Here is a 26,541-nt window from a genome sequence, read left to right as displayed (position 1 = left end):
GGGTGGTCGTGCGCATCTGTTTCCAGTCTCTTTAGATGCGGCTGGTGGGGCCGTGGTCGTAGTACACGTAGACGCCGGTCTCGGTGGTGACTGAGATTTTGGCGAACGGACGGACGCTGATCGGGCCGACGGCGTTCGACACGTTCAACTCGATACCGGACAGGACGATGTCAGCTACCGGTTGCGTCAACGCGATGTCAGCGAGTGTGACGGTGGTGATCTTCCCGGCGCCGACCTCGAACTGCAGGTCTGCAGCTGGGATGACGGTTGCCTCGGCACCGAGTTCGCCGCCGATCTCACCGATCTTGCCGCCCCCACCGGAACCGGAGATCGTGACTTCCGGAGCGATCTTGGCGTTCACTCCGCCGGTCAGTTTGAGCTCCGGGGTGTGCGCGGTGACCTTCACGCCGTTCGGTGCGACCGACACCGGGTAGCCGATCTTGTAGCCGACCTCGACCGTGGCCCGCACAGTCTTGCCGTCGATACCCTTCAACCCCGCGTGCACGTCCGAGGACAACAACGCTTCCCCGGAGAACGGCGACGAATCCAACGCCGGGATCTTCTTCGCTTTGAGTTTCGATGCGGTCAGTGTGATGTCCACACCTTCACGCGTGTGATGGGTGCGGGCATCCGCTGGCCCGGCGAGCAAACTGGACGCCAACGCGAACGCGGCGATGACGGCGAGTAGTAGTCCTCTGGTGATACGTCGAGACACGACGGATCCTCCCCTTGTTCCTAGTCATGGACGCAGCGGCTTTCGTGAGCGCTGCGAAACGGTTCCCCCCGACCACGCGACATGCATCTCGGGCCGGTCAATCCAGGAGCAACGACTCCTGGCGCCATTCGACACTTACAGCAATCATTCTGCAAACACTCGATGTGAGATTTCGGGGAGTCTGCAGGTCAAGACACGGAACTTTTTGTCCGGTCCGGACAAAATCCGGTCCGGTCCGGACAGAGTTGGTGGCGAATTGGCACTCGACACGCATGTGATAGCGAACCGATCCAGGCTGTCGCCCAGTGACTGCCGCTAGCGGTGCTCTAGCCGGCGGGGATCGGATCTCGCGGTGGAGAATCTAGCGACTTACGTCGCCGAGCTCCGCACCCATGCACCCGGACGGCGGATGCGGTCCGCAGCGGGTGCCAGCGGCTGGGTGAGCTTGCCCGGGCCGAAGTTCCGAAATGGCTTAGCCCGTCTGATGCGAGTGTGCGGGATCCTCCGGGGCCGTGCGCGGCGCTCATCGCAGGGGGAAGCATCAGACGACCTGAGTGGACGACACAATCCGCGTCAGCGGACGCCCAGCGCGCCGAGCACCGTGCGGAACTTCGCCTCGGTTTCGGCGACCTCGGCTTCCGGATCCGAACCTGCGACGATGCCGCCGCCCGCCCACGTCGTAACACCGGTGTGGGCGGCGTCGAGTTCAAGGCAGCGGATCGACACCGTCCACTCGCCGTCGCCTGCCGCATCGCACCAGCCGACCGCACCGGCATAGAAGTCGCGAGGACCCTCGATCTCGGCGATCAGGGCGGCTGCGTCGTCGCGCGGAGTGCCGCAGACGGCGGGAGTCGGTGACAGCAGTGCGGCGAGGTCGAGTGCGGTGACGGACTCGTCGGCGAGGACGCCCCGGATCGGTGTCGCCAGATGCCATACGGCGGGCGTCGACTCGATCCGCGGTTCGGCAGTGACCGTGAGTTCAGTGCATATTGGCGCCAACGCCTCGACGAGGGAGTCGACGACGAACGCGTGCTCGCGGAGGTCCTTGTCCGAGGCTCGCAACGCGGCGACAGCCAGACGGTCGGCGACCGGGTCTGCGCTGCGCGGCGCGGTACCCGCGAACGGATGGCAGGTGACCACACGACCGGACCGTCGGACGAGCAGTTCAGGACTTGCGCCGACGAGCCAGTGCCCGCGCCTGCCGGGCGCAGGATCGAGCGGGACGGCGAACGCCGTCGTCGTCGACGCGGCGGCGTCGGGCATGAAGCGGCCGAACAGTTCGACAGGGTCGAGCGGTGCGTCGAAGGTCAGCTCGTTGGTACGGGCGAGGACCACTTTCGCGACGCGCTCATCATCGATCGCCGTGAGAGCGCGTCGCACCCGTCCGGCGTGAACATCGGCCGGAGTGAGCACCGAGGATACGACCCGCGGCAGCGGATCGGCCGTCGGGATCGCGCGGGGGACGACGTCGAACGATTCGGGCGCGATCAACGCGGCATCACCGGACGGATCGAAACCGAACGCTCCGGTCACCGCCGTCGCCCCGCCCGACGCGAGTGCTTCGCGTGCGCCGGCAACCGTCGAGTACTCGCCGATCCTGCCGTTTCCCCGCCGTGACGTGGTGGCGGACGCGAACAGAGAACTCGGGAGAATCACTCAGCCAGGCTACTCGGCGGGTCGCGGCGATCACGACGCTCAGCGGGTTGCTGGGGCGTGATGTCCGGCACGGGCGGGGCCGGGGGAGTCGAGACAGGTGGCGGTGAGACGGGAGCGTAGCCGCCGATGCTGTCGGCGGCCTCCTGAGCACGCCCGGCGGCACCGTCGGACGACGACAGCGCCACCGACGCAGCACCGGATTCGAGCGCTGCGACACCGCGTTCCACCTCAGCCAGCGGCTGGGGTTTCGCGGCCGCCGGCAGCGCCCAGATTGTCACCAGCCGCTGATCGAGTTCTTGCGCGGACACCATCAACCGGGCGCGCTCGTCGATCTGCGCGATGCCGGACGTGCCGATCGTCGCGTCCAGCGCCGTCACCGCGTCCCGAACGCGCCGGTGCAGGCGCGCCTCCGGGTCGTGCGAGCCCGCCCACGATCCGGGAACGACGACGCCGACGCCCGCGATCGAGGCACCCGAAGCGCCTGCCGACTTGGACGATCGGGCCAACGCGAAGGCGAAGACACCGACGCCAAGCACGACGAGCAGCACGATCACGAGCAGTATGAGCAACAGGACGGTCATTGTCTTCCCCAGATCAGGTAGGCGATCACGCAAATGACGATGAGCCCAGCGATCGCCGCGGCCGCGATCTTCACCTTGCTCCACGGCCGCTCGCCCTGAACTTCACCCGTGAGGCCGTTGACGAACACTTGGAACGGTTTGCCGTCGTAGTTGACGGTGAGCAGCCACATCGGCAACAACAGATACATGAACTGCAACAGCCCGTACGAGGTGTTCTTGCTGCTGATGCGTTGATGGTCGCCGCCGATGTCGCGCCGGATCGTCGCCTCGATCTGGCTGTCGATGCGGGGCCGCGCATGGCGGGCGAACACGTCTTCCGGGTCGCGGTCGTACGTTCGCGACAGATGACCCGCAACGAACTCCGGCGAGTAGGGGACAGCAGTCTGGATCGGCCACGGCTCCAGTTCCCGAATCCGATCGCCATCCATTCCAGTATTCGACAGTTCTGGCAGATCGCGGACCGTGTCGCGGACGACGCCGGACGCCGGTCGCCAACGTATTCGCGTCTCGGTGTGACGGTTGTCGCCCGAGCCGACGGTCACCGTATAGGTGTCGCCGCGCTGCCCGTGATAGCCGGTCGTCGTGTCGGCGTCGTATGAGTAGTACGACATGTAGACGCTCGCGAACGATCCAAGCGTCCGATACTTCTTGAACTCGCGTGGCGCGAACCACCGGCTGTTGATCCACTTCTCGATCGCGTCACGCGCCTGCGGCTCGCCGACTCGCAGCGGGACGATCGCGTCGAGGGCGAACCGTTCCGGCGAGTCCTGGATGTCGTCGCGCTGGATGGGTGTCGCACAGTACGGGCATCGGGTCGCGGTGAGGCTTCCGTTGAAGACGGTTCGGCCGCCGCACGATTGGCACACCACTTCGTGCTCGTCGCCACCGGCCGAAGCGAGCGGGGCGGCGCCCGACGCGATCGACGCCATCGCCGTCTGCAAGTCGTGTTTGACGACGGTCGCCGCGGGATCGAGTTCGATGGGGTAGGCGCGACCGCACGAACCACAGGACAGGTCCTGTCGTTCGGGCGAGAACACGAGTGGGGCACCACACGAGCCGCACGGGTAGGTGCGGGTCTGTTCGGTGACGTGCTGTCGGGCGCGGTCGGCGGCCTGCGGTGGACGCGGCGCCTGGGGCGGCTGGGGGTCCTGCGGTGGCAGCGGGGGTGGCTGAGTCATGTCACTGGGCGGGCGGTGCCGGCGGGGCAGGTGGCGTCTGCGGTGGCAGCGGTGGCGGACCGGACGGGGCGAACAGCGGCGCGAGCGCCGGAACCTGGCCCGCAGGCGTCCACGCGGCCATACCCTGGGCCCACACGAGAGTGGACGCGGCGATCGAACCGCGGAGCTGGTCGACCGTGTACGGGCCCGCAGCCGCACCATTCTGCTCGATGTGGAATGCCTGCGCAGCCGGGACCGGCGGAGGTCCTGACTGCTGCTGGTTGAACTGATTGGCGAACTGGCCCGCCATGGCCAGACCCATGCCAGCACCCATCATGTCGCCCATCGCGCCGCCGCCCGGATTCTGCGCCGCGGCAAGCATCGAATCGGCGGCCTTACCCTGCTGGTAACGATTGAGGTCGCCGACGTTGTTGAGGAACCCGCGTTCCTCCACGCCTCGGGCGACGCCGCGTGTCATGGCTTCGGTGATCTCGTCGGGCAGCGAGATGTTCATGGTCACCGAGTCGACGTGCAGGCCGAACTCGTCGTCGACACGGGTCTGCACGTAGTCGCGGAGCTGTTCGCTGAGCTCCACCTGCTTGCCCTGCAGATCGATGGCCCCGACACCGGTCTCCAGGATCATGTCGGAGAACGCGGTCGAGATCACTCGGCGCAGTAGTTCGGCGATCTCGTCGGCGTTGACCTGGCTGTCGGCGCCGATCACTTCGCGTAGGAAGATCGCAGGGTCGGCGATCCGGATGACGCACAACCCGTTAGCGCGGACCTGCACCATGCCGAAGTCCGGGTCGCGCACCGTGATCGGGTTCGGGGTCCCCCAGCGCAGGTCGGTGACCGGCCGCCGGTTGATGAAGTACACCTCGCTGCGGAACGGGCTGTTGAACCCGTGCTTCCACCCCTGGATCGTGCTCATGATCGGCAGGTTCTCGGTGGTCAGCTCGTAGTGGCCAGGATCGAATGTGTCGGCGAGCGTTCCCCGGTAGACGAACACCGCCTGCTGACCTTCACGCACGATCAGCTGTGCGCCGTTCTTGATCTCGTTGTTGTAGCGCGGGAAACGCCACGCAAGTGTCGAGCGGGAGTCGTCGACCCATTCGATGATGTCGACGAGTTCGCCGCGCATCTTGTTGATGATGCCCATGATGTCTCCGTTCAGTCGGTCGGTCAGGCGGCTTTCGCTGCGGTGATCGCGTCGTCCGCGATGAGCTTCTGGGTCAGGTCCGACGCGGTGGGCTCCATCGTCGTCGACCTGCCGAAGTCGAGGCCGGCGACCTGGAAGCAATACGTGGAGTCGACGCGTGTCACCGCACGGTGACGGTAGTTCTGGACCCCGTCCTCGGTGTCGTGGTCGGTGTCAGGGCGCCACTCGCCTACCGACAGATCACCGAGCGACGATCCGCAACTGTCGGCGACGCCGATCAGCGCGTGGATGGGTTCGGCGGCGCCGCCGTTGTCCAACGAGTCACCGTCGCGGCGGATCTGGGCGACGGTGCGGTCGTCGGATTCCGGCACCAGCATCATCGACTTCGACCCGCCGAAGTCGCCCTGTTCGATCCGCCAGCCAGCAGGCACCTCGACGTCGACGCTGACACCGTGGTCGAGCGCGACCGTCTCGTGGTGGGAGTCGCCGGAGTCGTCGGAATTCGACGGTGCGGCGACGAGCAGGACCACGCCGACTGCCGCGACGGCCACCACGCCGATCGCGGCGAGCACTAGCGGAGTCCGTGACTTGCGGGGCGGCAGAGGCGGATACGTGACCTGTCCGTACGGCTGGGGATACTGCTGTTGGGGCGGGAACTGTGGTGGTTGAACAGGTCCGGCCCCCTGCGGCGGACCGTACGGCGGTGCGTGTGGTCGTGGAGCGTTCGGGCCCCAGGGGTTCGTCACGGCTCGGCCTTCCACATCGGATCGCACGCAGTCGGACGACAGCGCATCGGTTCGGGCTCCAATTCTATCCGCCGGGTGGGGCGGTCGGGACTCTCCACCCGCCGATCGAATGACGACGTTTGTGTGCACGATGCGTTTAACTCTCGCCGGATCGCCGGGGACAGGGGATCGTTGTCGACGGGTCACGAGTGCCAGCGACAAGCCCCGGCTCGCTGGACAGCAACCCTCCGCCACGGTGGGGTGCTCCGGGTGACGACCCGGCCTGCGCCGACCGGCGCGGGCAAGTGTGGAATCCCTAGGAGTCTCGTCATGACCGCTGTCCTCGACGCCCCCGTGTGCCGTCCCGCCCGAATTCGTGCCCTTGCCCCGGTGGTGGGTGCAGACGCAACTGCGCCCATCACCGGATCGGCGTCTCCGGTGACGTACGCCAACCTCGACTACGCGGCTTCGGCGCCAGCGTTGACCTCGGTCGCCGATCGGTTGGCAGCCGCGCTCGCCGAGTACGCGAGCGTTCATCGTGGCGCCGGACACCTGTCGCAGGTCACGACGGCCCGCTACGAGGAGGCTCGGGAGACAGTTCGCACGTTCGTCGGAGCCCGCGCGGACGACACGGTGGTCTTTACCCGCAACACCACCGACTCGATCAACCTCGCCGCGTCCATCACGCCGGGCGACGTCGTGGTCCTCGACATCGAGCACCACGCCAATCTGCTGCCGTGGACGCGGGCCGGGCGGGCGCGAGTGGTGTCGTCGCAACCGACGATCGACGACACGATCTTCGCGCTCGACGCCGAACTCGCCAAGGCGCCCGCCGCGCTGTTGGCGGTGACGGCCGCATCGAATGTGACGGGCGAAGTGCTGCCGATTGCTCGGCTCGCCGGACTCGCGCACCGGCACGGTGCGCGGATCTTGGTCGATGGCGCCCAACTTGTGCCGCATCGCGCCACGTCGATCGCGAGTTTCGGCGTCGACTACCTGGTGTTCTCCGGGCACAAGCTGTACGCGCCGTTCGGTGCCGGCGTGCTCGTCGGGCGGTCGGACTGGCTCGACGCCGCCGAGCCGTACCTCGCCGGAGGTGGCGCCAGCGCGGCCGTTGGCGTCGACGATGTCGCCTGGCACACCGGCGCGGCACGGCACGAAGCCGGATCGCCGAACGTGCTCGGCGCGGTGTCGATCGCCGCTGCCGCGCAGGCGTTGCGCGCCATCGGTTTCGAGAGCATCGGTCAGCATGAGGAGGCGCTGGTACGTCGTCTCGACGAAGGTCTAGCCGCGCTGCCGCACGTCCATCCGCTGCGGATCTTCGACGACGCGTACGGCCGTGTCGGCATCGCGAGTTTCGTCGTCGACGGCTACACGCCGCGCCAGGTTGCCGAGCATCTGAGCAGCAGCCACGGGATCGGCGTACGCGACGGCAAGTTCTGCGCGCACCCGCTACTCGCCAAGCTCGGGTACCCAGACGGTGCGGTGCGCGCCAGCTTTGGTGTGGGCACCGGCTCAGATGACGTCGACCGACTTCTAGCGGCCCTCGCGGAACTGGGCTGACATCCTCGTCTACAGGCCGGGTGAGTGTCGAAAGACGCCACCCGGTCTTCGCTTGTCTGTCGACTGCCGCGAATAGGGATACGCGCGTTTCAGTCGCTATAGGCGAGTTGCTCTCCGGCTGTTTCGTAGGCATTCTTGACCGGCGATTAGTTGTAGTGCGCAAGTAAATGGAGGAGCGACGATGCCGTCTGCGGAACACATCGACGATGTGCTCCTGGCGTTGGGGAAGTTCGTTCGGATCCGGGCCCGCGCTGCGGCCGCGACAGCCAGAGTCGCCGACGGTGGTGGGGAGACTGCGGCCACGAGGACGTTGTTCGTTCTACGGCACGGCTCGATCCGGGCGAGCGAACTCGCCGCGGTGATGTCGGCTGATCCGTCGACGACGAGCAGGCATGTGGCTCAGTTGGTCGATGCGGGGTTAGTCCGCCGCGGACCCGATCCGGATGACGGGCGGGCGTGTCTGCTTGAACTCACCGACGACGGGGTCAAGCGGGTGGGCCAACTGTCGGCGCAGCGACGCCAGAACATCGGCTCGATCGTTGCCGATTGGCCCGACGGCGACTTCGGCACGTTCGCCGATCTCCTCACTCGATTCGTCGACTCCGTCGAAGCGCACCTGACGACCGGTGATCTGAAAGGCGACGAGAAATGACCGACTCCGCAACCGGTGGCTTCCCGGGGAAGGATCTGACACACCGCCAGATCCTCACAATTTTGGCTGGTCTGATGATCGGCATGTTCCTGGCCGCACTCGACCAGACCATCGTGTCGACGGCGATCCGGACGATCGCCGACGACTTGAACGGGTACGACATGCAGGCGTGGGTGACTACCGCGTACCTGGTGACGTCGACCATCGTCACGCCCCTGTACGGCAAGCTGTCGGATATCTACGGCCGCAAGCCGTTCTTCCTGGCGGCCATCACGATCTTCATTCTAGGATCGCTGGCCTGCAGTGTCGCTACGTCGATGTACGAGCTGGCTGCGTTCCGTGCGGTTCAAGGCCTCGGCGCGGGCGGTCTGATGACGCTCGCGCTGACGACGATCGCCGACATCGTGCCGCCGCGAGAGCGTGCCAAATACCAGGGCTACTTCCTCGCAGTGTTCGGTACCTCGAGTGTTCTCGGTCCGGTCCTTGGCGGCCTATTCGCGGGTGCCGACTCGATCATCGGGATCTCTGGTTGGCGCTGGGTGTTCCTGGTCAACGTGCCGATCGGCATCATCGCGTTGGGCGTCGTCTACAAGGTCCTCAACTATCCGCAACAGAAGCTCGCAGGCCATCGCACCGACTATTGGGGTGCCACCGCGGTGGCGGTCACCGTGGCTCCGTTACTCATCGTCGCCGAGCAGGGTCGCGAATGGGGTTGGACGTCCGTCGCGTCGATCATCTGCTATGTGATCGGCCTGGTCGGTCTGGTCGTGTTCATCTTGGTCGAGAGGGCGATGGGCGACGAGGCGATCATCCCGCTACGGGTGTTCTCGAACCGGGTGTTCAGCCAGGGTGTGCTGATCTCGGTGGTGGTCGGCGCCGTGATGTTCGGCGGTATCTCGATGCTGCCCCAGTATTTTCAGGTGCTGCGCGGCTCCTCGCCGATGGTCGCCGGGCTCCAGATGCTCCCGATGGTTCTCGGCATGATGTCGGCGTCGATCCTGTCCGGCCAGTTGATCTCGCGGACCGGGCGGTACAAGATCTATCCGATCATCGGATCGATCCTGATCACCGCGATGGCGTTCCTATTGCACTTTGTGGGCACCGAGACGCCGCTCTACCTGGTGATGCTCGCTGCCGCGGCCCTCGGCTTCGGCCTGGGCAATCTGATGCAGCCGATGATGCTTGCGATGCAGAACATCCTGCCGATGCGCGACGTCGGGATGGCGACCGGCACGGCGACGTTCTTCCGTCAGATCGGCGGCACGTTGGGTGTGGCGGTGTTCTTCTCGCTGCTGTTCTCGACGATGGGCGTCAATATCACCGACGAGATGACGGAGGCCGCGCAGCACCCGGAGTTCAAGGCCGCCGTCGCCGAAGCGGTGCGCAGCGACGATCCGGATGTCGCGGGCTTCGGCAAAGCGCTCGTCGCTGCCGGTCAGGGCACGCCCGTGGGCGACGCGGCCGACACGAGCAGCGTCATGTCGGATACGACGATCATCGAGAAGCTGCCCGAAGGTCTCTCTCATCCGATCAGGCAGGGTTTCGCCGACTCGATGGACAAGGTGTTCCTGTCGGTCTCGATCCTGTCGCTGCTGTCGATCATCGGCACCATCACATGGACCGAGGTCCCGCTGCGGACCAGGGCATCGAAGCCGGACGAGAAGCCGGAGGTCTCGGCCGAGGCATGAGGCCGAGAGGCACGGAGACAGACCGCCGAAATTACTAGCACGTATTCGCCCCAGAAGCTGGCTCTGAGGCGAGTAATCACCGCATACGTGCTAGTAATTTTGACCGCGGTCAGGCCCAGACGGTCAGGCCCAGACGGTCAGGCCCAGATGGTCAGGCACTGTAGCGTTCGACGGCTGCCTGGGCGACCTTGGCCGCCTCGTCCTTGCCGACCCAGCCGCCCGGGGTCACGGATTTGCCGGGTTCCAGGTCCTTGTAGTGCTCGAAGAAGTGGGAGATCGCCTTCAGTTCGAACTCATTGACGTCGCCGACGTCCTGGATGTGGTCCCACCGGGGGTCGCCTGCCGGGACGGCGAGCAGCTTGTCGTCGCCGCCTGCCTCGTCGGTCATCGTGTACATGCCTACGATGCGGGCTTTCACGATGACGCCCGGGTAGACGGACTCCGGAAGCAGGACCATTGCGTCCAGCGGGTCGCCGTCTTCACCGAGCGTGTGGTCGATGTAGCCGTAGTCGGCCGGGTAGCCCATCGACGTGTACAGGTAGCGATCCAGGTAGACCTTGCCGGTCTCGTGGTCCAACTCGTACTTGTTGCGTGCACCCTTGGGGATTTCGATGGTGACCTCGAACTCCATGCGTTCTCACTCCTTCTGGTCTGTGGGACTTCCGTGTCGTGGCCGAGGGGATACGACCGGCGCACGAACACGTGCGACGGCACACAACGATACTGTTAGTTCTGTTCCGTGCAGTCCCCAGACCGGAGGTTCCGTGGCCCAGTCGACACCGCCGATGGTGGTTCCGCCCGCACCGAAGCCGCCGAAGCGGCGTCGGCGCGGCCTGCGAACGGCCCTGCTTGTGATCCTCGTCTTGCTGCTCGCGGGCGGCGGGACCGCAGGTTGGTTGGCGTACACCCATCGTTCTGACCCGGTGCCGGACGGGACTCCCGCGCAGCCGTCACCCATCGCGGTGAAGCCGGTCATCGAACCGGTGTCACCGAACGCACCCGTCCCGACTGTCGCAGGCGTGCGAGCGCAACTCGCGCAGCCGACGAAAGATGACGCTCTGGGTGAGTTCACCGGTCAGGTGTCGGACCCGAAGACCGGGAAAGTCTTGTGGGAGCTCGGAGCGGACAAGGCGAGGACTCCGGCGTCGAACGCGAAGATCCTGACCGCTGCCGCCGTCCTGTTGACATTGCCGCATGACAAGACGATCACCACGAAGGTCGTTCTCGGTAGCGACGGTCAGGCCATCATCGTCGGCGCGGGCGATCCGACGCTCGCGACGGCCGGCGAAGACGAGCAGACGTTCTACACCGATCCCGCGCGGATCGCCGACCTCGCCGACCAGATCCGCAAGTCGGGCCGCAAAGTTACGTCGGTTGCGTACGCGCTTCCCGGATTCGAAGGTCCGTCGATGGATCGGACCTGGGACAAGCGCGACGTCGCGGGCGGCGACATCGCGCCGCTGACGCCGTTGATGGTTGACGCGGGCCGTCGCGACCCGCTCGACGAATACTCGCCCCGCACCGACGATCCCGCAGCCGAAGCCGGTCGCGCGCTCGCCGACGCCTTAGACGTGCACTCCAAGGTCGAGGAGGTTGACCTGCCGTCGTCTGCGCAGACCATCGCGTCCGTCGAGTCGGCGCCATTGGTGATCCGGGTCGGCGACATGATGCGGTTCAGCGACAATGTGCTCGCCGAGATGCTGTCGGTGGAACTCGCCGAGGCCACCGGACATGAGCCGAGCTTGTCTGGCGGTGTCGACGCTGTCCTAGCCGCCTTGAAAAAGGCGGGTTTCGACGTCGACGACGTAACCCTGCGTGACACGTCTGGTCTCTCGTACGGCGACAAAGTGCCTGCCGCGGTGCTCGATCAAGTGATGTCGGCGACCGTCTCAGGCGACAACTCGCCGAAACTGCGTTCCCTGCTCGACACCCTGCCCGTCGCGGGCGGGACCGGCACCCTCGCTGACCGGTTCGACCCGAAGGACAACGCGGGCGCCGGATGGGTGCGGGCCAAGACCGGAACACTGACGGGCGTCACGTCGTTGACAGGAGTAGTGCAGACCGTCGACGGCCGCGTGCTGTCGTTCGCTTTGATGTCCGGCGGCACGTCGCCGGAGGACGCTCGCCCCGCGATCGATCGGGTGGCTGGCGCTCTCCGTGAATGCGGCTGCCGTGGCTGACGACACCCCAGAGGTAGGAGCATCGATGGAGACCGTGACGACATCAGAGGACGTCGAGGCGCGCGAATCGCTCCCCGTCGACATTGACTGGGCGACGGCGGCGTCCGTCGGCAAGCGTGTCGCACGACCCGGTCCTCGGGTGACGAGGTATACGAGCGAACAGGCTCGCATCGAATTGATTGACGCCGCGGTCCGCGCCGAAGGGCCGGTCCGCGAGGTGACCGGACTCGCCGACGGGCTGCCGGTCCCGAGCGCCCGCGTCGTCGACCGCGCGGGGTGGATCGATGCGGCCGCCCATTCGATGCCCGCGATGCTGACCGACGACGCCGAGCCCGCGACGGGTTGGTCGTCGAAGGTCGCAGGCGTGCAGACCGGCGGCATGCTCGCGTTCCTGTCGAGTGCGATCCTCGGCCAGTACGACCCGTTCAGCCTCGACTCGGAGACCGGTGAGCCCGGCGTGCTGTTGCTGGTGGCGCCCAACATCATCGGGGTGGAACGACAGTTGCGTGTGGTGCCGTCGGACTTCCGGTACTGGGTGTGTCTGCACGAGGTGACCCACCGAGTCCAGTTCTCCGCCAACCCCTGGATCACCGGGTATATGCGTGACAACATCGCGGGTCTCGCTGACGGCGACGAGGACTCGGTGACGCAGATGCTCACGCGTGTCACCGAGAGCCTCCGTAGCGGCAAACCGCGTGAGAAAGGCATGATCGGCGTGATGCAGCTGCTGCAGTCGCCGGAACAGTTCGCGGCGTTCGAACGGATGCTGGTGCTCGGCACCCTGCTGGAAGGGCACGCCGACCACGTGATGGACGCGGTCGGTCCGGCGCATGTCCCGACCGTCGACTCGATCCGCCAAGCGTTCGACGCGCGCCGCTCCGGGCCGAAGAATCCGCTTCAGCGGCTCATTCGTGCGCTGGTCGGCATGGACGCCAAGATCGCTCAGTACGTGCGCGGGAAGGCGTTCGTCGACGAAGTCGTCGGTACCGTCGGCATGGAGCGGTTCAACACGATCTGGACTTCCCCTGAGACGCTGCCGCTCGCGAGCGAGATCGACGAGCCGAGTGCATGGATCGCCCGAGTGCTGTGATCGTGGGCCGCTGGTTGAGCGATGACTGACTCGGGGGCCGCCCAACGGGCACTCGTTTCCGCGGTGCGGCACTTCGCAGCCGATCACGTGCCGGGCGAGGGTGTCTGTGTGGCGCTCTCGGGCGGGGCGGATTCGTCGGCGCTGACTGCCGCGGCTGTCCGCGCCGGCCTGGCAGTGCATGCGATCGTCGTCGACCACCGGCTGCAGGAGGGCTCGGCGGCGATCGCCCAGACCGCCGCTGCCGCTGCGCGCGGACTTGGGGCGACGGCGGAGGTTGTGCCGGTCACGGTCGCCGGGTTGGGCGGGACGGAGGCCACCGCACGCGACGCGCGCTACCGCGCGCTCGACGACGCGCGTCACGGGCGACCGGTACTGCTCGGACACACGCTCGACGACCAGGCGGAGACCGTCCTCCTCGGTCTGGGACGTGGATCGGGAGCCCGCTCGCTCGCAGGCATGCGGGCGTGGTCGGCGCCGTGGGGCCGGCCACTGTTGGGGATCCGTCGTGCGCAGACCCGTGCAGCCTGCGACGGCTGGAACCTTCCCGTGTGGGACGACCCGCACAACGACGACCCGCGCTACACGCGTGTCCGGGTCCGCTCCGAGGTGTTGCCGCTCCTCGAAGACGTGCTGGCGGGGGGAGTGGCGCACGCGTTGGCGCGCACCGCATCCCAGCTGTCCGACGATTCGGATGCCCTCGACGCGATCGCCGCGCGGACGTTCGCTCAAGCGACTACCGGCCAGGGCCTCGCCCTCGATGCTCTCGTCGACATCGACCCGGCGATCCGTACGCGGGTGGTTCGACTCTGGCTGCAGGCGATCGATGTCGACGCCCCGGCACACCGCGTCGTCTCGACAGTGGACGCTCTGGTCAGCGATTGGCACGGCCAGGGGCCGATCGCGGTCGGCGGAGACGAACGGTCTCGTGTCGTCGTGACGAGACAGGGCCGGGAACTGCTGGTGCAACGCGAGGATCGCTGATCGGGTCCCCTCCGGTCGGATGTGCCGGAGTTTTTGCGGCGTTCTCGCCAGGGGCTCGGCGCCGGCACGGCGGGTGCCAATGTCTACTTGTGGCCGCGGGCGTGACAAGCTAGACGGCGTGGCACGCGACGACAACGCCCTGGGTTCGGAAAGCGGTTACGGCGGAGACATCGACTCCGTCCTGATCAGCGAGGAACAGATACACGCACGCACGGTCGAGATGGCTCGGGCCGTCGGCGAGCGGTACCGGAACGCCGAGGAAGATCTGGTCTTGGTCGGCGTCCTCAAGGGCGCGATCATGTTCATGACCGATTTCGCTCGCGCACTGCCGATCCCGTCGCAGATGGAGTTCATGGCGGTCTCGAGCTACGGCTCGTCGTCGTCGTCCTCGGGCGTAGTCCGGATTCTCAAGGATCTCGACCGCGACATCGCCGACCGGGACGTTCTGATCGTCGAAGACGTCATCGACTCCGGGCTCACCTTGTCGTGGCTGCTGAAGAATCTCGCAACCCGGTCACCGCGGTCGCTCGAAGTCGTCACCCTGCTGCGCAAGCCCGATGCGATGCGCGCGGTGATCGACGTGGCAGACGTCGGCTTCGACGTAGGCAATGAGTTCGTCGTCGGTTACGGACTCGACTATGCGGAGCGATACCGCGATCTGCCGTACATCGGGACCCTCCACCCGGACGTCTACACGTCCTGAACGCTGGAGCGGCTCGAGCGTTACGCCGGGAACAACGACGGGCTCCCGGACGTTGACCTGTAGCCTCGTATTCGTCAGTCGACGGGAAGGACTAGGGGTTCAGTGACTCGGTCAGGCGCACTCGCCGTCCGCGTCGACCACCCTCACGCGAATATCCATGAACCGTAAGAAACTGTTCCGCAACCTGGCCATCGTGGCCATCATCCTGCTCGCCCTGTGGGGCTGGAGCGTCCTGCGGAACTCCGACCGCGAATTCGCAGGCGTCGACACTTCGGTGGCGATCGCACAACTCGATCAGAAGAACGTGAAGTCGGCGCAGATCGACGATCGTGAACAACGGCTTCGGATCGAACTGAAGAAGCCGATCAAGGTCGATGACGAGAACCAGACCAAGGTCACCGCGCAGTATCCGTCCGGGGTGATGCCGCGGATCTTCACTGCCGTTCAGGACTCGGGCGCGCAGACTTATCAGACGAACATCACTAAGGATTCGGGGATCTGGCAGTCGATCCTGATCTTCGTCCTGCCGATGTTGATCCTGTTGGGCTTGTTCTTCTTCTTGATGAACCGGGTACAGGGTGGCGGCCGCGGCGGTGTGATGGGCTTCGGTAAGTCGAAGGCCAAGCAACTCACCAAGGACATGCCCAAGACGACGTTCGCTGATGTCGCGGGCGCCGACGAGGCCGTTGAGGAACTCGACGAGATCCGTGACTTCCTGCAGAATCCCGCTCGCTATCAGGCGCTCGGTGCAAAGATCCCGAAGGGCGTGCTCCTGTACGGCCCGCCGGGAACCGGTAAGACTCTGCTGGCGCGGGCCGTCGCGGGCGAGGCGAGTGTCCCGTTCTACGCGATCTCCGGTTCGGACTTCGTCGAGATGTTCGTGGGTGTCGGCGCGTCCCGCGTGCGCGACATGTTCGAGCAAGCGAAGGAGAACAGCCCCTGCATCATCTTCGTGGACGAGATCGATGCCGTCGGCCGTCAACGCGGCGCGGGCATGGGCGGCGGTCACGACGAACGCGAGCAAACGTTGAATCAGCTGCTCGTCGAGATGGACGGGTTCGGTGACCGCTCGGGCGTCATTGTGATGGCTGCGACGAACCGCCCCGACATCCTTGATCCGGCGCTGCTTCGTCCCGGCCGTTTCGATCGGCAGATCCCTGTCTCGAACCCGGACATCGCGGGCCGTAGGGCGATCCTCGCCGTCCACGCGAAGGGCAAGCCCATCGCGCCGGACGCCGACCTCGACGGTCTCGGTAAGCGCACGCCCGGCATGTCGGGTGCCGACCTGGCGAACGTCATCAACGAGGCGGCGCTCCTCACAGCTCGTGAACACAAGAATGTGATCACCGGTGAACTTCTCGAAGAGGCTGTCGACCGCGTCGTCGGCGGTCCGCGACGTAAGAGCCGGATCATCAGCGAGCAGGAGAAGAAGACCGTCGCGTACCACGAGAGCGGGCACACCCTCGCCGCGTGGGCGATGCCCGACCTGGATCCGATCTACAAGGTCACCATCCTGGCCCGTGGTCGGACGGGCGGTCATGCGCTCGCAGTCCCCGAGCAGGACAAGGAGTTGATGACTCGCTCGGAGATGATTGCGCGGCTCGTGATGGCGATGGGCGGCCGTGCTGCCGAGGAACTCGTCTTCCACGAGCCGACGACGGGTGCGAGTTCGGACATCGATCAGGCGACGAAGATTGCGCGTGCGATGGTCACCGAATACGGCATGAGCGCCAAGCTCGGGGCTGTGCGGTACGGGCAGGAGCAAGGCGATCCGTTCCTCGGTCGCGGTGTCGGCGGCGGCGTCGACTACTCGACGGGCGTGGCGGCCGAGATCGACGCCGAAGTCCGTGAGCTCATCGAGGCCGCCCACACCGAAGCGTGGGCGATCCTCGACGAGTACCGCGACGTCCTAGACGTGCTTGCAGGTGCCTTGCTGGAGAAGGAGACGCTGGTCCGTAAGGACCTCGAGAAGCTTCTCGACAGCGTCGTCAAGCGTCCGCGGATTACCAAGTTCGACGTCTGGGGTGACCGCACGCCCAGCAACAAGCCGCCGATCAAGACTCCGGGCGAGTTGGCTATTGAACGCGGTGAGCCGTGGCCGCCGAACCCGGTGCCCGCCGGTGACGCGAACGGGGCGCCGCAGCCCTACGGTGTTCCCGTGCCACCGCAGTACGGTCAGCCGCAGAGCGGTCCCCAGTACGGGCAGCCGCAGCCCCAATACGGTCAGCCCCAATACGGTCAACCTCAATATGGTCAACCCCAGAACGGTCAACCCCAGAACGGTCAACCGCAGCCGCAGTACGGTCAACCCCAGTACGGTCAGCCGCAACCGCAGCAACCGCAACCGCCGCAGCAAGCGCAACCGCCGCAGCAACCGCAGCAGCAGCAGCAGCCGCAGCCTGGGACGACGCGACCGGATTATGGCGCCCCCCGTGACTGGTCGGCGCCCGGGTGGCCTCCAGAGGATCAGCAGGGCGAGGAGAGACGATGACAAGCGGCGACGGTGCGCAGGGCAGTATCGACCGGATCGACCGTGGTGCCGGGGTAATCGGCGTGTTCGACCAGGAACGTGCCGAAGCGGCCGTTCACGAACTGTTGATCGCGATCGGTGAGGACCCCGAGCGGGAGGGACTCAAGCGGACGCCCCACCGTGTCGCCAACGCTTATCGTGAGATGTTCGCGGGCTTGTACACCGAGCCCGATGAGGTCCTCGCGACGGTGTTCGACGAAGGTCACGACGAACTGGTCCTCGTGAAGGACATCCCGATGTATTCGACATGCGAGCACCACCTCGTCTCGTTCCGCGGGGTGGCGCACGTCGGGTACATCCCCGGCGAGTCCGGTCAGGTGACTGGTCTGTCGAAACTGGCTCGCGTCGTCGACCTGTACGCGAAACGTCCGCAGGTGCAGGAGCGGCTCACCAGCCAGGTCGCCGACGCGATCGTCCGCCGACTCGATCCGCGCGGAGTGATCGTCGTGATCGAGGCCGAGCATCTGTGCATGGCGATGCGTGGAATCCGCAAGCCCGGTGCGACGACCACGACGTCGGCGGTCCGCGGACTGTTCAAGACGAGCGCGGTGTCGCGTGGTGAAGCACTGGAACTGATCACGCGGTGACGACGGCCGGTGATCCCGACCGCACCCTCGTGATGGGGGTGCTGAACGTGACCGCCGATTCGTTCTCCGACGGCGGACGGTACCTCGACCTCGACGACGCGGTGCGGCATGGCCTCCAACTGGCTGAAGCGGGCGCCGACATCGTCGACGTCGGCGGCGAGTCGACGCGCCCAGGTGCGATCCGCGTCGACCCGGACACGGAGGCCGAGCGAGTGTCCCCGGTGGTCGCGGCGCTGGCGTCGCGCGGAGTCCGCGTCTCGGTGGACACGATGCGGTCTTCAGTCGCCGAAGCCGCATTGGACGCAGGCGCGAGCATCGTGAACGACGTGTCCGGTGGGCGCGCGGATCCTGACATGGGCCGGGTCATCGCGCAGACGTCGGTCCCGTGGATCTTGATGCATTGGCGACCCGCGGGCGACGGCCAGATCACCGACCGGCATTTCACGCATCGCGTCGAGGACGAGGGCGGCTACCGTGACGTCGTCGCCGAGGTATCCGGCGAGCTGCTCGGGCAGGTTGACGCGGCGGTCGCCGCAGGCGTCGACCCGGACCTCATCGTCTTGGATCCGGGGCTGGGATTCGCGAAGACCGCCGAACACAATTGGGCGCTGCTGCATGCCCTCCCGACCCTCGTCGGGTTGGGATTCCCGGTGCTCATCGGTGCGTCGCGGAAACGCTTCCTCGGTTCGCTGTTGGCAGCAGACGGAGCGGACCGTCCGCCCGCGGGACGTGAGGTGGCCACGGCCGCGGTCTCCGCTCTCTCGGCGGCGGGCGGCGCGTGGGGTGTGCGCGTGCATGACGTCGCCGCCAGCCGCGACGCTATCGAAGTGGCCGCCGCGTGGCGGACCGGAGGACGGAGAGGAACCCATGGCTGACCGGATCGAGTTGCGCGGTCTACGGGTCCGCGGCAACCACGGGGTGTTCGACCACGAAAAGCGCGACGGACAAGAATTCATCGTCGACCTGACATTGTGGATCGACCTGCAGGCTGCTGCGCGCAGCGACGACCTCGCCGACACCGTCGACTACGGAACTCTCGCGCAACTGGCGCACGATGTGATTGTCGGCCCGTCGCGAGATCTCATCGAGACCGTTGGAGGCGAGATCGCCGACACGATCATGGCGGCCGACGAACGGATCTCTGCGTGCGAGGTGACCGTGCACAAGCCGTCGGCCCCGATCCCGTTGACGTTCGACGACGTCGCCGTCGTCACTCGTCGCTCGCGGATTCCGCGCGGAGCGCAATGAGAACGCGGGCCGTCTTGTCGGCGGGATCGAACATCGGCGACAGCGTTGGGTTTCTCCGTTCGGTGCTCGACGCCGCGGGCGATGACCTGGTCGCGACGTCGGATGTGTACCGGACTGCGCCGTGGGGCGGCGTCGAGCAGGACGACTTCGTCAACATCACCCTGATCGTCGCGGGGGAGCGGACGCCGCGAGAGTGGCTCGACTTCTGCCGCGAGTGTGAGCGAGCGGCAGAACGTGTCCGCGAGGTGCGGTGGGGGCCGCGCACACTCGACGTAGACGTGGTCTCGGTGGATGTCGACGGTGTGCCCGTCGTCTCCGACGATCCGGAGTTGACTCTCCCTCACCCGCGCGCCCGTCAGCGTGCGTTCGTGCTGGTGCCGTGGGTTCAGATCGATTCCGACGCAGAGTTGACAGTCGAGGGCCGCTCGCGGCGGGTCGCCGATCTCGTGGCGGCGCTCGACGATGCCGACACGGCAGGCGTGCGGCGTGCGGAGGCGATCGGGTGACCGCGCGCAGACCCGATCCCGACGGCGAGGACGAGCGGCTCGGTGTCACGAAGGTGCGGGACCTCGTACTGATCGCATTGGTCGCCGGTGTCGCGCTGTGGATCCTGATTCGATACAACTACGGTGCGTTCCCATCGTTGCCGTGGCCTGCCGGAATATTCCTCTACTTGCTGGCAGCCATCGAGTTCGCAACCGGCTTTATCGTGCGGGCACGGGTCGCGGGTCGGGACATCGGTCGTGCGCGGGGCCAACTGCATCCGATCGCCGCGGCGCGAGTGATGGTGCTCGGCAAAGCGTCGGCGATCCTGGGCGCGATCGCGGCGGGCGGTTGGGCAGGCATCCTCGTGTTCTTGATGACCAACGGACTGCTCGACGCTGCGCGCGCCGATCGTCCCGCGGCGATCGTGGGGGCCGTCGGCGGTCTGCTGCTTGCCGCCGCAGCGCTCTGGCTCGAGTACTGCTGTCGCGCACCCGATGATCCCGACCGGGACGTCTCCGACGCCGCCCCCGCGTAGCGGTCTGCGTCCCAACGCCGGGGCGGACGTGACCACACGGTCCCGTTCGGCGACTCTCCGAGGTCTGGTGACCGGCGGCGACTGGACCGGCCGGTAAGTTGGATTGCATGACCGAAGAGGCGCACAGCGGACCGACGCGTAGTTCTCGACCGTCAGCGGGCCAGTGGGCGATCGCACTGCTGATCGTGTTGGCATTGGCTGCCAGCTTGCTCATGGTGTTCAGCGACGACCTGGCCATACAGGCGACGCTCGCGGTCATCGCAGCGCTGTGGGCTGCGGTGATCGGTGCCGTCCTGGTCACGAAGTACCGACGCCAAGCCGACACTGCCGAGAGCCGGACGCGTGATCTTCGCCTGGTCTACGAGTTGCAGCTCGAGCGCGAGATCGCCGCCCGTCGCCAGTACGAGTCGGACGTTGAGTCGTCGATCCGTCACGAGTTGGCTGAAGAGTCGAACCACGAACTCGATGAGCTGAAAGCTCAGGTTCTGGCGCTGCGGTCGAGTCTGGAGCAGCTACTCGGCAAGCCGCTCCCCGAACCGCGGATCGCGATCGGGTTGGAGCGCCCGCGTGAGCTCGGCGCGGGGCTGACCGCTGCCGCGTCGTACTCCGGTGTCGCCGACGACCATGCGGCAGCGGAGCGGGACTTCGCGTCGACAGCTCCGCAGACCGAGAACGGACGCCACGTCCCCGAGCAGTCAGGCGACCCGACCCCGGTCGAGATGACCGAGATCATCCCTGTCGTCACCGACGATCCGGCCGACGTCGACCGCGAACTGGAGCCGGAGCCCGAACCCGAGTCCGAGGCTGAGCCGGCTCCCCAGTCTGCGCGGCCCGCACCACCGCAGTGGCGGCCGCAAGCGCAGCGCCCCGCAGGCGCTGCCTCAGCCCCCGCCCCACAGCAGGGTCGCTACCCGCAGCCGCCGCCGATGCCGCAGGCCCCGCAGCGTCCGGGCGCGCCCCGCTTCCCGGCCGGCCAGCAGCAGCCCGGCCCCCAGCAAGGCCAGCCTCAGACCGCCGGCGGCCACCAGCGAGCCGCGTTCGGTGCAGGAGCGTACGAGCCACCGTCGGCACCGTTCCGTGCCCAGCGACCGCAGCCGCCCCAGAGCGTCGAACCCCAGAGCGTCGAACCCCACAGCGTCGAACCCCAGAACGCTGAGCCGCAGGACGTCGAGCCGGAGATCGTCGGAGACGACGGTGCGCACGTGTCGGGTCGCCCGGCGAGCGAACTCCTCTCCCGTCTGCGCGAGGGAACTGCCGGGGGTGGACCCGCGACGGGCGGCCACGGCCGTCGACGCCGCGACTGATCCGGTTTTGCTTCGCCGCTGACACTCTGTCCGGGTGAAGCCGGTCACAGCATTGTGGCACCTGCCGCGCGCGAGGCTTATCGTGGTCAGCGGACGTCTGGTACCCGGAGCGCGCGAACAGCGCGTGGGAGGGACTGGAACGACAATGGAGGCAACGGTGGACTCACCGGTGGCACCGGCACGCCTGCGCGTCGGCATCATCAGTACCGGATCCGTCGGCACTGCGCTCGGCGAGGCGCTCGCGGCGGCCGGTCACCATGTGGACTCGGTGTACGCGAACTCGCCGCGGTCAGTGGCCCGCGCCGCCGCACGTCTCCCATTCGCTCGCGTCCGTGAATTCTCTACAGTCGTCGCCGATTCCCAACTCGTCGTCCTCGCCGTCCCCGACACTGAACTGGCGACTGTCGCGCGTGACGTTGCCGAACATGTGCAGCCAGGGACGATCGTCACGCACACGGCGGGCGCACACGGCATCGCGATCCTGGATCCGATTGCCCGTGCAGGCGCGATCGTCCTAGCCACGCATCCGGCGATGACGTTCGTCGGGTCGCCCGACGACACCGCTCGGCTGGCCGCCTCGTGTTTCGGCGTCACCGCGGCCGACGAGATCGGCGACGCGATCGCGATGGCACTGGTCATGGAGTTGGGGGCGACGCCGATCCGGATCGCCGAAGCGAGTCGACCCCTGTATCACGCGGCGCTCGCACACGGCGCCAACAACTTGAACGCGCTCATCACCGACGCGGTCACCGCATTGCGGGCTGCGATCGGCGGCCCGACGGGCGACGCGGCAGAGACCGCGACCGTCGATGGCGGCGGCATCGGGTTGGCCGAGCAACTGCTCGCGCCGCTCGTCACGGCGTCACTGGAGAACGTGCTCGCGCACGGGCGGTCGGCGTTGACCGGCCCGGTGGCGCGCGGTGACGTCGACACCGTCGCCCGCCATCTCGACGAATTGTCCGACGTCCACGAGGGCATCGCGCGCGGCTACCGTGTGCTCGCCGGCCGCGCTGCAGCCCAGCACGACGCCGGTCCGGCCCTCCGCTATCTGCTGGAGGTACAGCCTTGACACAACAACTCTCGACTCAAGCGCCCATGTTCACTCCCGGTGAGCTCACGGTCCACCGTGATCCTGCCGACCTGCACCGCGTCAGCCGAGTGCTGCGGGGTGCGGGCAAACGCGTCGCGCTGGTCCCGACGATGGGCGCGCTGCACGATGGTCACCTTCAGCTGGTCCGCACGGCGCAGCGTAGCGGCAATACCGTCGTCATCGTGTCGATCTTCGTGAACCCGTTGCAGTTCGGTGTCGGCGAGGACCTCGACGCGTACCCGCGGGCGTTCGACGAGGACGTCGCTAAGTTGAAGGCCGCAGGCGTCGAGCTGGTGTTCGCTCCGACCGTCGCCCACATGTACCCGAATGGCCCGCGGACCACGATTCTTCCGGGTCCGACTGGCGACATCCTCGACGGTGCCGCTCGGCCAGGCCACTTCTCCGGCATGTTGACGGTAGTCGCGAAACTCCTCACCATCGCGGCACCGACGGCCGCCTACTTCGGTGAGAAGGACTATCAGCAGCTCATCTTGGTCAACCAGATGGTGAATGACTTCAACATCGATGTCGACATCATCGGGGTGCCGACGGTCCGGGAGCCCGACGGGCTCGCGTTGTCCTCGCGCAACCGTTATCTGTCCGACGACGAACGCGCCGTCGCGACGACGTTGTCGGCGGCGCTGCTCGCCGGGACGCACGCCGCGGTCGGTGGACGGGACGCTGTCCTCGCTGCCGCACGCGCCGTGCTCGACACCCAGCCGGAGATCGAGGTCGACTATCTCGAACTGCGCGGACGAGGCTTGCAAGAGGCGCCGGAGATCGGCGACGGCCGTCTCCTGGTGGCTGCACGACTCGGATCGACGCGACTGATTGACAATGTCGGTGTCGCGATCGGCACCGGATTCATTGGAAAAGAAGAGGGATGACAGCATGTTCCGCACCATGATGACGTCGAAGATTCATCGCGCGACGGTGACGCAGGCAGACCTGCACTACGTCGGCTCGGTGACGATCGACCAGGATCTGCTCGATGCCGCCGACCTGCTCGAAGGCGAGCAGGTGACGATCGTCGACATCGACAACGGCAACCGTCTCGAGACGTATGCGATCGCGGGGGAACGCGGCAGCGGCGTGATCGGGATCAACGGCGCCGCAGCACATCTCGTTCACCCGGGTGACCTGGTGATCATCATCGCCTACGGGATGATGAACGAGGACGAGGTCCGCGCGTATTCGCCGCACGTCGTCTTCGTCGACGCCGACAACCGGCCGATCACGGTCGGTGACGACCCGGCCGACGTTCCGGCCGGCTCCGGGTTGAAAGACCCGCGCCAGCCTGAACGGGCTTTCGCGACCAGCACCGCGTAAATGCTTCTGACCGTCAGTATCGGAAACACGAACATCCATCTTGGGGTGTTCGCGGGTTTCGGCGATCACGCGGAACTGGTGCGCGACTGGCGTATCCATACAGAGCCGAACTACACGTCGGACGAGCTCGCGATGCAGTTGCGCGGGCTGCTCGGCGCGGACGTTGAGCAGGTGACCTCGGTCGCCACCTTGTCCACGGTGCCGTCGTTGTTGCGTGAGATGCGGGTGATGCTGCCCCGCTACTTCGGGAACGGGCCGCACATCCTCCTCGAGCCGGGTGTTCGCACCGGCGTTCCGTTGCTGGTCGACAACCCGAAGGAGATCGGCACCGATCGTGTGGCGAATGCGTTGGCCGCGCACGAGAACTTCCCGGACCGACCGTGCATCGTCGTCGCTTGTGGAACGGCGACTGTCGTTGACGCGGTGTCGGCGAAGGGAGAACTGTTGGGCGGTGCGATCGCACCTGGCATCAACATCGGTGTCGAGGCGCTGTCGGAGTACACGGTCACTGTCCGCAAGGTGGAGCTACGGCCGCCCCGCGGCGTGGTCGGCAAGAACACGGTCGAAGCGTTGCAGTCTGGCATCCTCTACGGTTTCGCAGGCCAGATCGATGGCCTGGTGAACCGCGTCCGGCGAGATGTCCCCGGCTTCGACGGCCCGGACGTCGCGGTGGTCGCGACTGGATACCTGGCACCGCTCATGTACGGCGAGGCCGCCACTCTCACCGACCACCATCCGCATCTCACGCTCGACGGATTGCGCCGGGTCCACGAGCGGTCGCGCCGCCGCTGACGGTCGGCAAGCCGCGCCGCGGCGCGGGGGTCTAGCTGAGTGGATTCGCCAACAGCAGTTCGCAGTTGCGGTCCGCGGCGGTGCCCGTCAGATCTTCCAGATGGATGTCGTTGATCGAGAACTCGCGGTACAGACTCGCTAACCCCTTCTGCGACAGGTCCGAAGGGTCGGCGGTGTATGGCCCCTCGGCTTCGATCAGGGGAGTGAAGATGCTGATCGTGCCGTCCTTGTTATCGGCTACCTCGATGATTCTGGCGAGCTGCGGGAAGTCGATATGGCTGGCCGTGTTGATCTCCCAGAAACTGTGGGCGGGCGTCGAACCTCGATGCGGTGTCACTTCGTTCTTGTGGGTGTGGCCGTTCACCCATGCGATCACGTTCGGGTGAGCCTTCAGGCGTGTGACGAGATGCGAGCCGTCGAACTGCGCTTCGCCGGGCGTCTCCGGATTCGGCAGCTTCGCTGTCATCGTCGTCGACGTGTGATGACTGAACACGATCACCAGCTGGTCGGGGTGCGAACTGATCTGCTTCTCGATCCAGGCCAACTGCTTCTGGCTGATTGACCCGTCGGAGATCCCGAGACTGTTCGTGGTGTTCATCGCGATGCCGAGCACGCCCGGCGCGATCTGGAAGCGGTACCAGCTCGGGCCGTCGGGATCGGAGAACCCGTGGCCGACCGGTCCCGCACCGGTGATCGATCGGTCGAAGTGGCTGCGGATGAACTCGCGTGGCGTGAACGGTCGTCGGCGTGCATCTGCGGTCGCGGGCAGGGTCGGGCCGGTGGTCTTCACTTTCGTGAGCAATGGCACGACGGACGCGGGATCGCGGCTGAGCGCGTGCGCGATCGCGGCAACGGTCGGATCGGTGCCGGGCAAATCGATTTTCACGTCGCCGAGATACAGCCAGTCGATCAGGTTGTTCGGCACTGTGCCGAGCAGCTGGTCGTCGTGATTGCCGAATACCGAATACCAGCGCATGTTCAATCCGGGACTGGCGTGCGACCGCATCGCCGCGTGCAGGAGCCCGGGGACAGTCGGGAATCCGTGGTCTTTGTACAGGTCGGGCTTGTCGAGCTCGGGTCGGTAATACATTGCCGAGCCGAGCGACTGCACGCCTTCGAACCGGGTCGGATGCCCGGTGTTCGGTGTAATCGTGCCGCCGGACAGCAGGTGCTGGTACCAGCCGAGTTCGACGATTTCATGGTTGTCCGTGTTGTCGCCGGTCGAGACGACGCAGTCGAACGCGCGGCCGGTGAACGGCGCGCCCGACAGTGCGTTGATGCGGTTGACGAGGGCGACCGCACCCTGTGTGCCGAGCGCCTCGTGTGGTCGATACGCCCCACCCGATAGCGAATGCACGTACTCGAAGCGTGCCGGACTCTGCACGTCGGTGATATGGATGTCGGTGAGCTGCACGAACGACGCGAGGCCGGTTCGCGTCGAGTCGCGAGCCGACTTCGCTCCGGCTAGTTCCTCGCGGACGTAGAGCGGCCACCCTCTGCCTTCGACGAGCTTGCGGTACCCCTTCTTGTCCGGTCTGCCCGCGACACCGACCTTCTCGAGCGTGGTGCCCGCAGTGTTCGCCGACGACACCGCACTCGGCTCCGCGCGAGCCAGACCGGACGCGACCGATGCGGCGGTGACCATTCCCGCGGCAGCGGCGCTTCCGCGCAGGAACGAACGACGGGACATACTCATGGGTGGCCTCCGGGTGACGTACAGGTCTCGTGACGGCAAACACAGTGCGCGTCGACTGTATCTGTTGTGGCATCCGAATAGTCAACGTTCCCGA

Annotated in this window: 26 protein-coding genes and 1 riboswitch; of the genes, 18 read left to right on the top strand and 8 right to left on the bottom strand. The window is 66.5% G+C overall.

Annotated elements, in window-relative coordinates; translation table 11 throughout:
* Positions 1–31: 31 nt before the first annotated feature.
* The 6 genes from MP11Mi_RS04615 to MP11Mi_RS04590 all read right to left on the bottom strand — a co-directional run bounded on the left by MP11Mi_RS04615 (position 32) and on the right by MP11Mi_RS04590 (position 6,014).
* Complete coding sequence (locus MP11Mi_RS04615) at positions 32–715, bottom strand: MspA family porin (protein WP_420041130.1); 684 nt, start codon at positions 713–715, stop codon at positions 32–34.
* Positions 716–1,288: 573 nt separating this feature from the next.
* Entirely contained in the window at positions 1,289–2,371 is a 1,083-nt protein-coding gene (locus MP11Mi_RS04610) for an isochorismate synthase (RefSeq protein WP_420041129.1), read from the bottom strand.
* On the bottom strand, positions 2,368–2,952 hold the full coding sequence (locus MP11Mi_RS04605; RefSeq protein WP_420041128.1) for a hypothetical protein: 585 nt from the start codon (positions 2,950–2,952) through the stop codon (positions 2,368–2,370). Before MP11Mi_RS04605 ends, MP11Mi_RS04610 begins: the two co-directional genes overlap by 4 nt.
* On the bottom strand, positions 2,949–4,130 hold the full coding sequence (locus MP11Mi_RS04600) for a Trm112 family protein (protein ID WP_420041127.1): 1,182 nt from the start codon (positions 4,128–4,130) through the stop codon (positions 2,949–2,951). Before MP11Mi_RS04600 ends, MP11Mi_RS04605 begins: the two co-directional genes overlap by 4 nt.
* 1 nt (position 4,131) lies before the next feature.
* Complete coding sequence (locus tag MP11Mi_RS04595; RefSeq protein WP_420041126.1) at positions 4,132–5,268, bottom strand: SPFH domain-containing protein; 1,137 nt, start codon at positions 5,266–5,268, stop codon at positions 4,132–4,134.
* A 23-nt stretch (positions 5,269–5,291) separates the two neighbouring features.
* The gene (locus MP11Mi_RS04590; RefSeq protein ID WP_420041125.1) at positions 5,292–6,014 is read right to left on the bottom strand and encodes a hypothetical protein; all 723 of its coding nucleotides are present in this window, start codon (positions 6,012–6,014) and stop codon (positions 5,292–5,294) included.
* Positions 6,015–6,194: 180 nt separating this feature from the next.
* A riboswitch (SAM riboswitch) is annotated at positions 6,195–6,307 on the top strand.
* 16 nt (positions 6,308–6,323) lie between these two features.
* Between MP11Mi_RS04590 and MP11Mi_RS04585 the strand changes: the two genes are divergently transcribed.
* The 3 genes from MP11Mi_RS04585 to MP11Mi_RS04575 all read left to right on the top strand — a co-directional run bounded on the left by MP11Mi_RS04585 (position 6,324) and on the right by MP11Mi_RS04575 (position 9,896).
* Positions 6,324–7,556 carry an aminotransferase class V-fold PLP-dependent enzyme gene (locus MP11Mi_RS04585; RefSeq protein ID WP_420041124.1) on the top strand — a complete coding sequence of 411 codons (1,233 nt, stop codon included), beginning with the start codon at positions 6,324–6,326 and terminating at the stop codon, positions 7,554–7,556.
* Positions 7,557–7,737: 181 nt separating this feature from the next.
* Positions 7,738–8,208 (top strand): MarR family winged helix-turn-helix transcriptional regulator, encoded by a 471-nt coding sequence (locus MP11Mi_RS04580; protein WP_420041123.1) that lies wholly within the window; start codon positions 7,738–7,740, stop codon positions 8,206–8,208.
* Positions 8,205–9,896, top strand: coding sequence for an MDR family MFS transporter (locus MP11Mi_RS04575; protein WP_420041122.1), 1,692 nt, complete (start codon positions 8,205–8,207; stop codon positions 9,894–9,896). Before MP11Mi_RS04580 ends, MP11Mi_RS04575 begins: the two co-directional genes overlap by 4 nt.
* 151 nt (positions 9,897–10,047) lie before the next feature.
* Here MP11Mi_RS04575 and MP11Mi_RS04570 read toward each other — a convergent pair whose 3' ends face one another.
* Positions 10,048–10,527 carry an inorganic diphosphatase gene (locus MP11Mi_RS04570; protein WP_420041121.1) on the bottom strand — a complete coding sequence of 160 codons (480 nt, stop codon included), beginning with the start codon at positions 10,525–10,527 and terminating at the stop codon, positions 10,048–10,050.
* 154 nt (positions 10,528–10,681) lie between these two features.
* Between MP11Mi_RS04570 and dacB the strand changes: the two genes are divergently transcribed.
* The 15 genes from dacB (at position 10,682) to MP11Mi_RS04495 (ending at position 24,751) form a co-directional block, all read left to right on the top strand.
* Positions 10,682–12,076 (top strand): D-alanyl-D-alanine carboxypeptidase/D-alanyl-D-alanine endopeptidase, encoded by a 1,395-nt coding sequence (dacB, locus tag MP11Mi_RS04565; RefSeq protein ID WP_420042005.1) that lies wholly within the window; start codon positions 10,682–10,684, stop codon positions 12,074–12,076.
* A 25-nt stretch (positions 12,077–12,101) separates the two neighbouring features.
* Positions 12,102–13,166, top strand: a complete 1,065-nt coding sequence (locus MP11Mi_RS04560; RefSeq protein WP_420712836.1) for a zinc-dependent metalloprotease — start codon at positions 12,102–12,104, stop codon at positions 13,164–13,166.
* Positions 13,167–13,187: 21 nt separating this feature from the next.
* Positions 13,188–14,147, top strand: coding sequence for a tRNA lysidine(34) synthetase TilS (tilS, locus tag MP11Mi_RS04555; RefSeq protein ID WP_420041119.1), 960 nt, complete (start codon positions 13,188–13,190; stop codon positions 14,145–14,147).
* Positions 14,148–14,265: 118 nt separating this feature from the next.
* Positions 14,266–14,850 (top strand): hypoxanthine phosphoribosyltransferase, encoded by a 585-nt coding sequence (gene hpt, locus MP11Mi_RS04550; protein WP_420041118.1) that lies wholly within the window; start codon positions 14,266–14,268, stop codon positions 14,848–14,850.
* A gap of 157 nt (positions 14,851–15,007) precedes the next feature.
* Positions 15,008–17,341, top strand: coding sequence for an ATP-dependent zinc metalloprotease FtsH (ftsH, locus tag MP11Mi_RS04545; RefSeq protein ID WP_420041117.1), 2,334 nt, complete (start codon positions 15,008–15,010; stop codon positions 17,339–17,341).
* A complete protein-coding gene (gene folE / locus MP11Mi_RS04540; RefSeq protein WP_420041116.1) occupies positions 17,338–17,967 on the top strand; it encodes a GTP cyclohydrolase I FolE in 630 nt (209 codons plus the stop codon). Before ftsH ends, folE begins: the two co-directional genes overlap by 4 nt.
* Before the next feature lie 32 nt (positions 17,968–17,999).
* Complete coding sequence (gene folP / locus MP11Mi_RS04535; protein WP_420042004.1) at positions 18,000–18,842, top strand: dihydropteroate synthase; 843 nt, start codon at positions 18,000–18,002, stop codon at positions 18,840–18,842.
* Positions 18,835–19,215: a dihydroneopterin aldolase gene (gene folB / locus MP11Mi_RS04530; protein WP_420041115.1), complete on the top strand. Its 381-nt coding sequence runs from the start codon at positions 18,835–18,837 to the stop codon at positions 19,213–19,215. The genes folP and folB overlap by 8 nt, the downstream gene beginning before the upstream one ends.
* Positions 19,212–19,721, top strand: coding sequence for a 2-amino-4-hydroxy-6-hydroxymethyldihydropteridine diphosphokinase (folK, locus tag MP11Mi_RS04525; RefSeq protein WP_420041114.1), 510 nt, complete (start codon positions 19,212–19,214; stop codon positions 19,719–19,721). The genes folB and folK overlap by 4 nt, the downstream gene beginning before the upstream one ends.
* Positions 19,718–20,236: a DUF3180 domain-containing protein gene (locus tag MP11Mi_RS04520; RefSeq protein ID WP_420041113.1), complete on the top strand. Its 519-nt coding sequence runs from the start codon at positions 19,718–19,720 to the stop codon at positions 20,234–20,236. Before folK ends, MP11Mi_RS04520 begins: the two co-directional genes overlap by 4 nt.
* 107 nt (positions 20,237–20,343) lie before the next feature.
* Positions 20,344–21,540 (top strand): DUF6779 domain-containing protein, encoded by a 1,197-nt coding sequence (locus MP11Mi_RS04515; protein ID WP_420041112.1) that lies wholly within the window; start codon positions 20,344–20,346, stop codon positions 21,538–21,540.
* A 157-nt stretch (positions 21,541–21,697) separates the two neighbouring features.
* Positions 21,698–22,609 carry a Rossmann-like and DUF2520 domain-containing protein gene (locus MP11Mi_RS04510; RefSeq protein WP_420041111.1) on the top strand — a complete coding sequence of 304 codons (912 nt, stop codon included), beginning with the start codon at positions 21,698–21,700 and terminating at the stop codon, positions 22,607–22,609.
* A gap of 26 nt (positions 22,610–22,635) precedes the next feature.
* Positions 22,636–23,517: a pantoate--beta-alanine ligase gene (gene panC / locus MP11Mi_RS04505; protein WP_420042003.1), complete on the top strand. Its 882-nt coding sequence runs from the start codon at positions 22,636–22,638 to the stop codon at positions 23,515–23,517.
* A gap of 4 nt (positions 23,518–23,521) precedes the next feature.
* Entirely contained in the window at positions 23,522–23,959 is a 438-nt protein-coding gene (panD, locus tag MP11Mi_RS04500; protein ID WP_420041110.1) for an aspartate 1-decarboxylase, read from the top strand.
* Positions 23,960–24,751, top strand: coding sequence for a type III pantothenate kinase (locus MP11Mi_RS04495; RefSeq protein WP_420041109.1), 792 nt, complete (start codon positions 23,960–23,962; stop codon positions 24,749–24,751). It abuts the gene before it with no gap.
* Between the two features lie 31 nt (positions 24,752–24,782).
* Here MP11Mi_RS04495 and MP11Mi_RS04490 read toward each other — a convergent pair whose 3' ends face one another.
* Positions 24,783–26,447 carry a TIGR03767 family metallophosphoesterase gene (locus tag MP11Mi_RS04490; RefSeq protein ID WP_420041108.1) on the bottom strand — a complete coding sequence of 555 codons (1,665 nt, stop codon included), beginning with the start codon at positions 26,445–26,447 and terminating at the stop codon, positions 24,783–24,785.
* Between the last annotated feature and the right edge of the window lie 94 nt (positions 26,448–26,541).

Source organism: Gordonia abscondita, assembly GCF_032711245.1.
GTDB lineage: Bacteria > Actinomycetota > Actinomycetes > Mycobacteriales > Mycobacteriaceae > Gordonia.
Note: the sequence above shows the minus strand (reverse complement) of the source record. Positions and strands in the feature narration are given on the sequence as shown.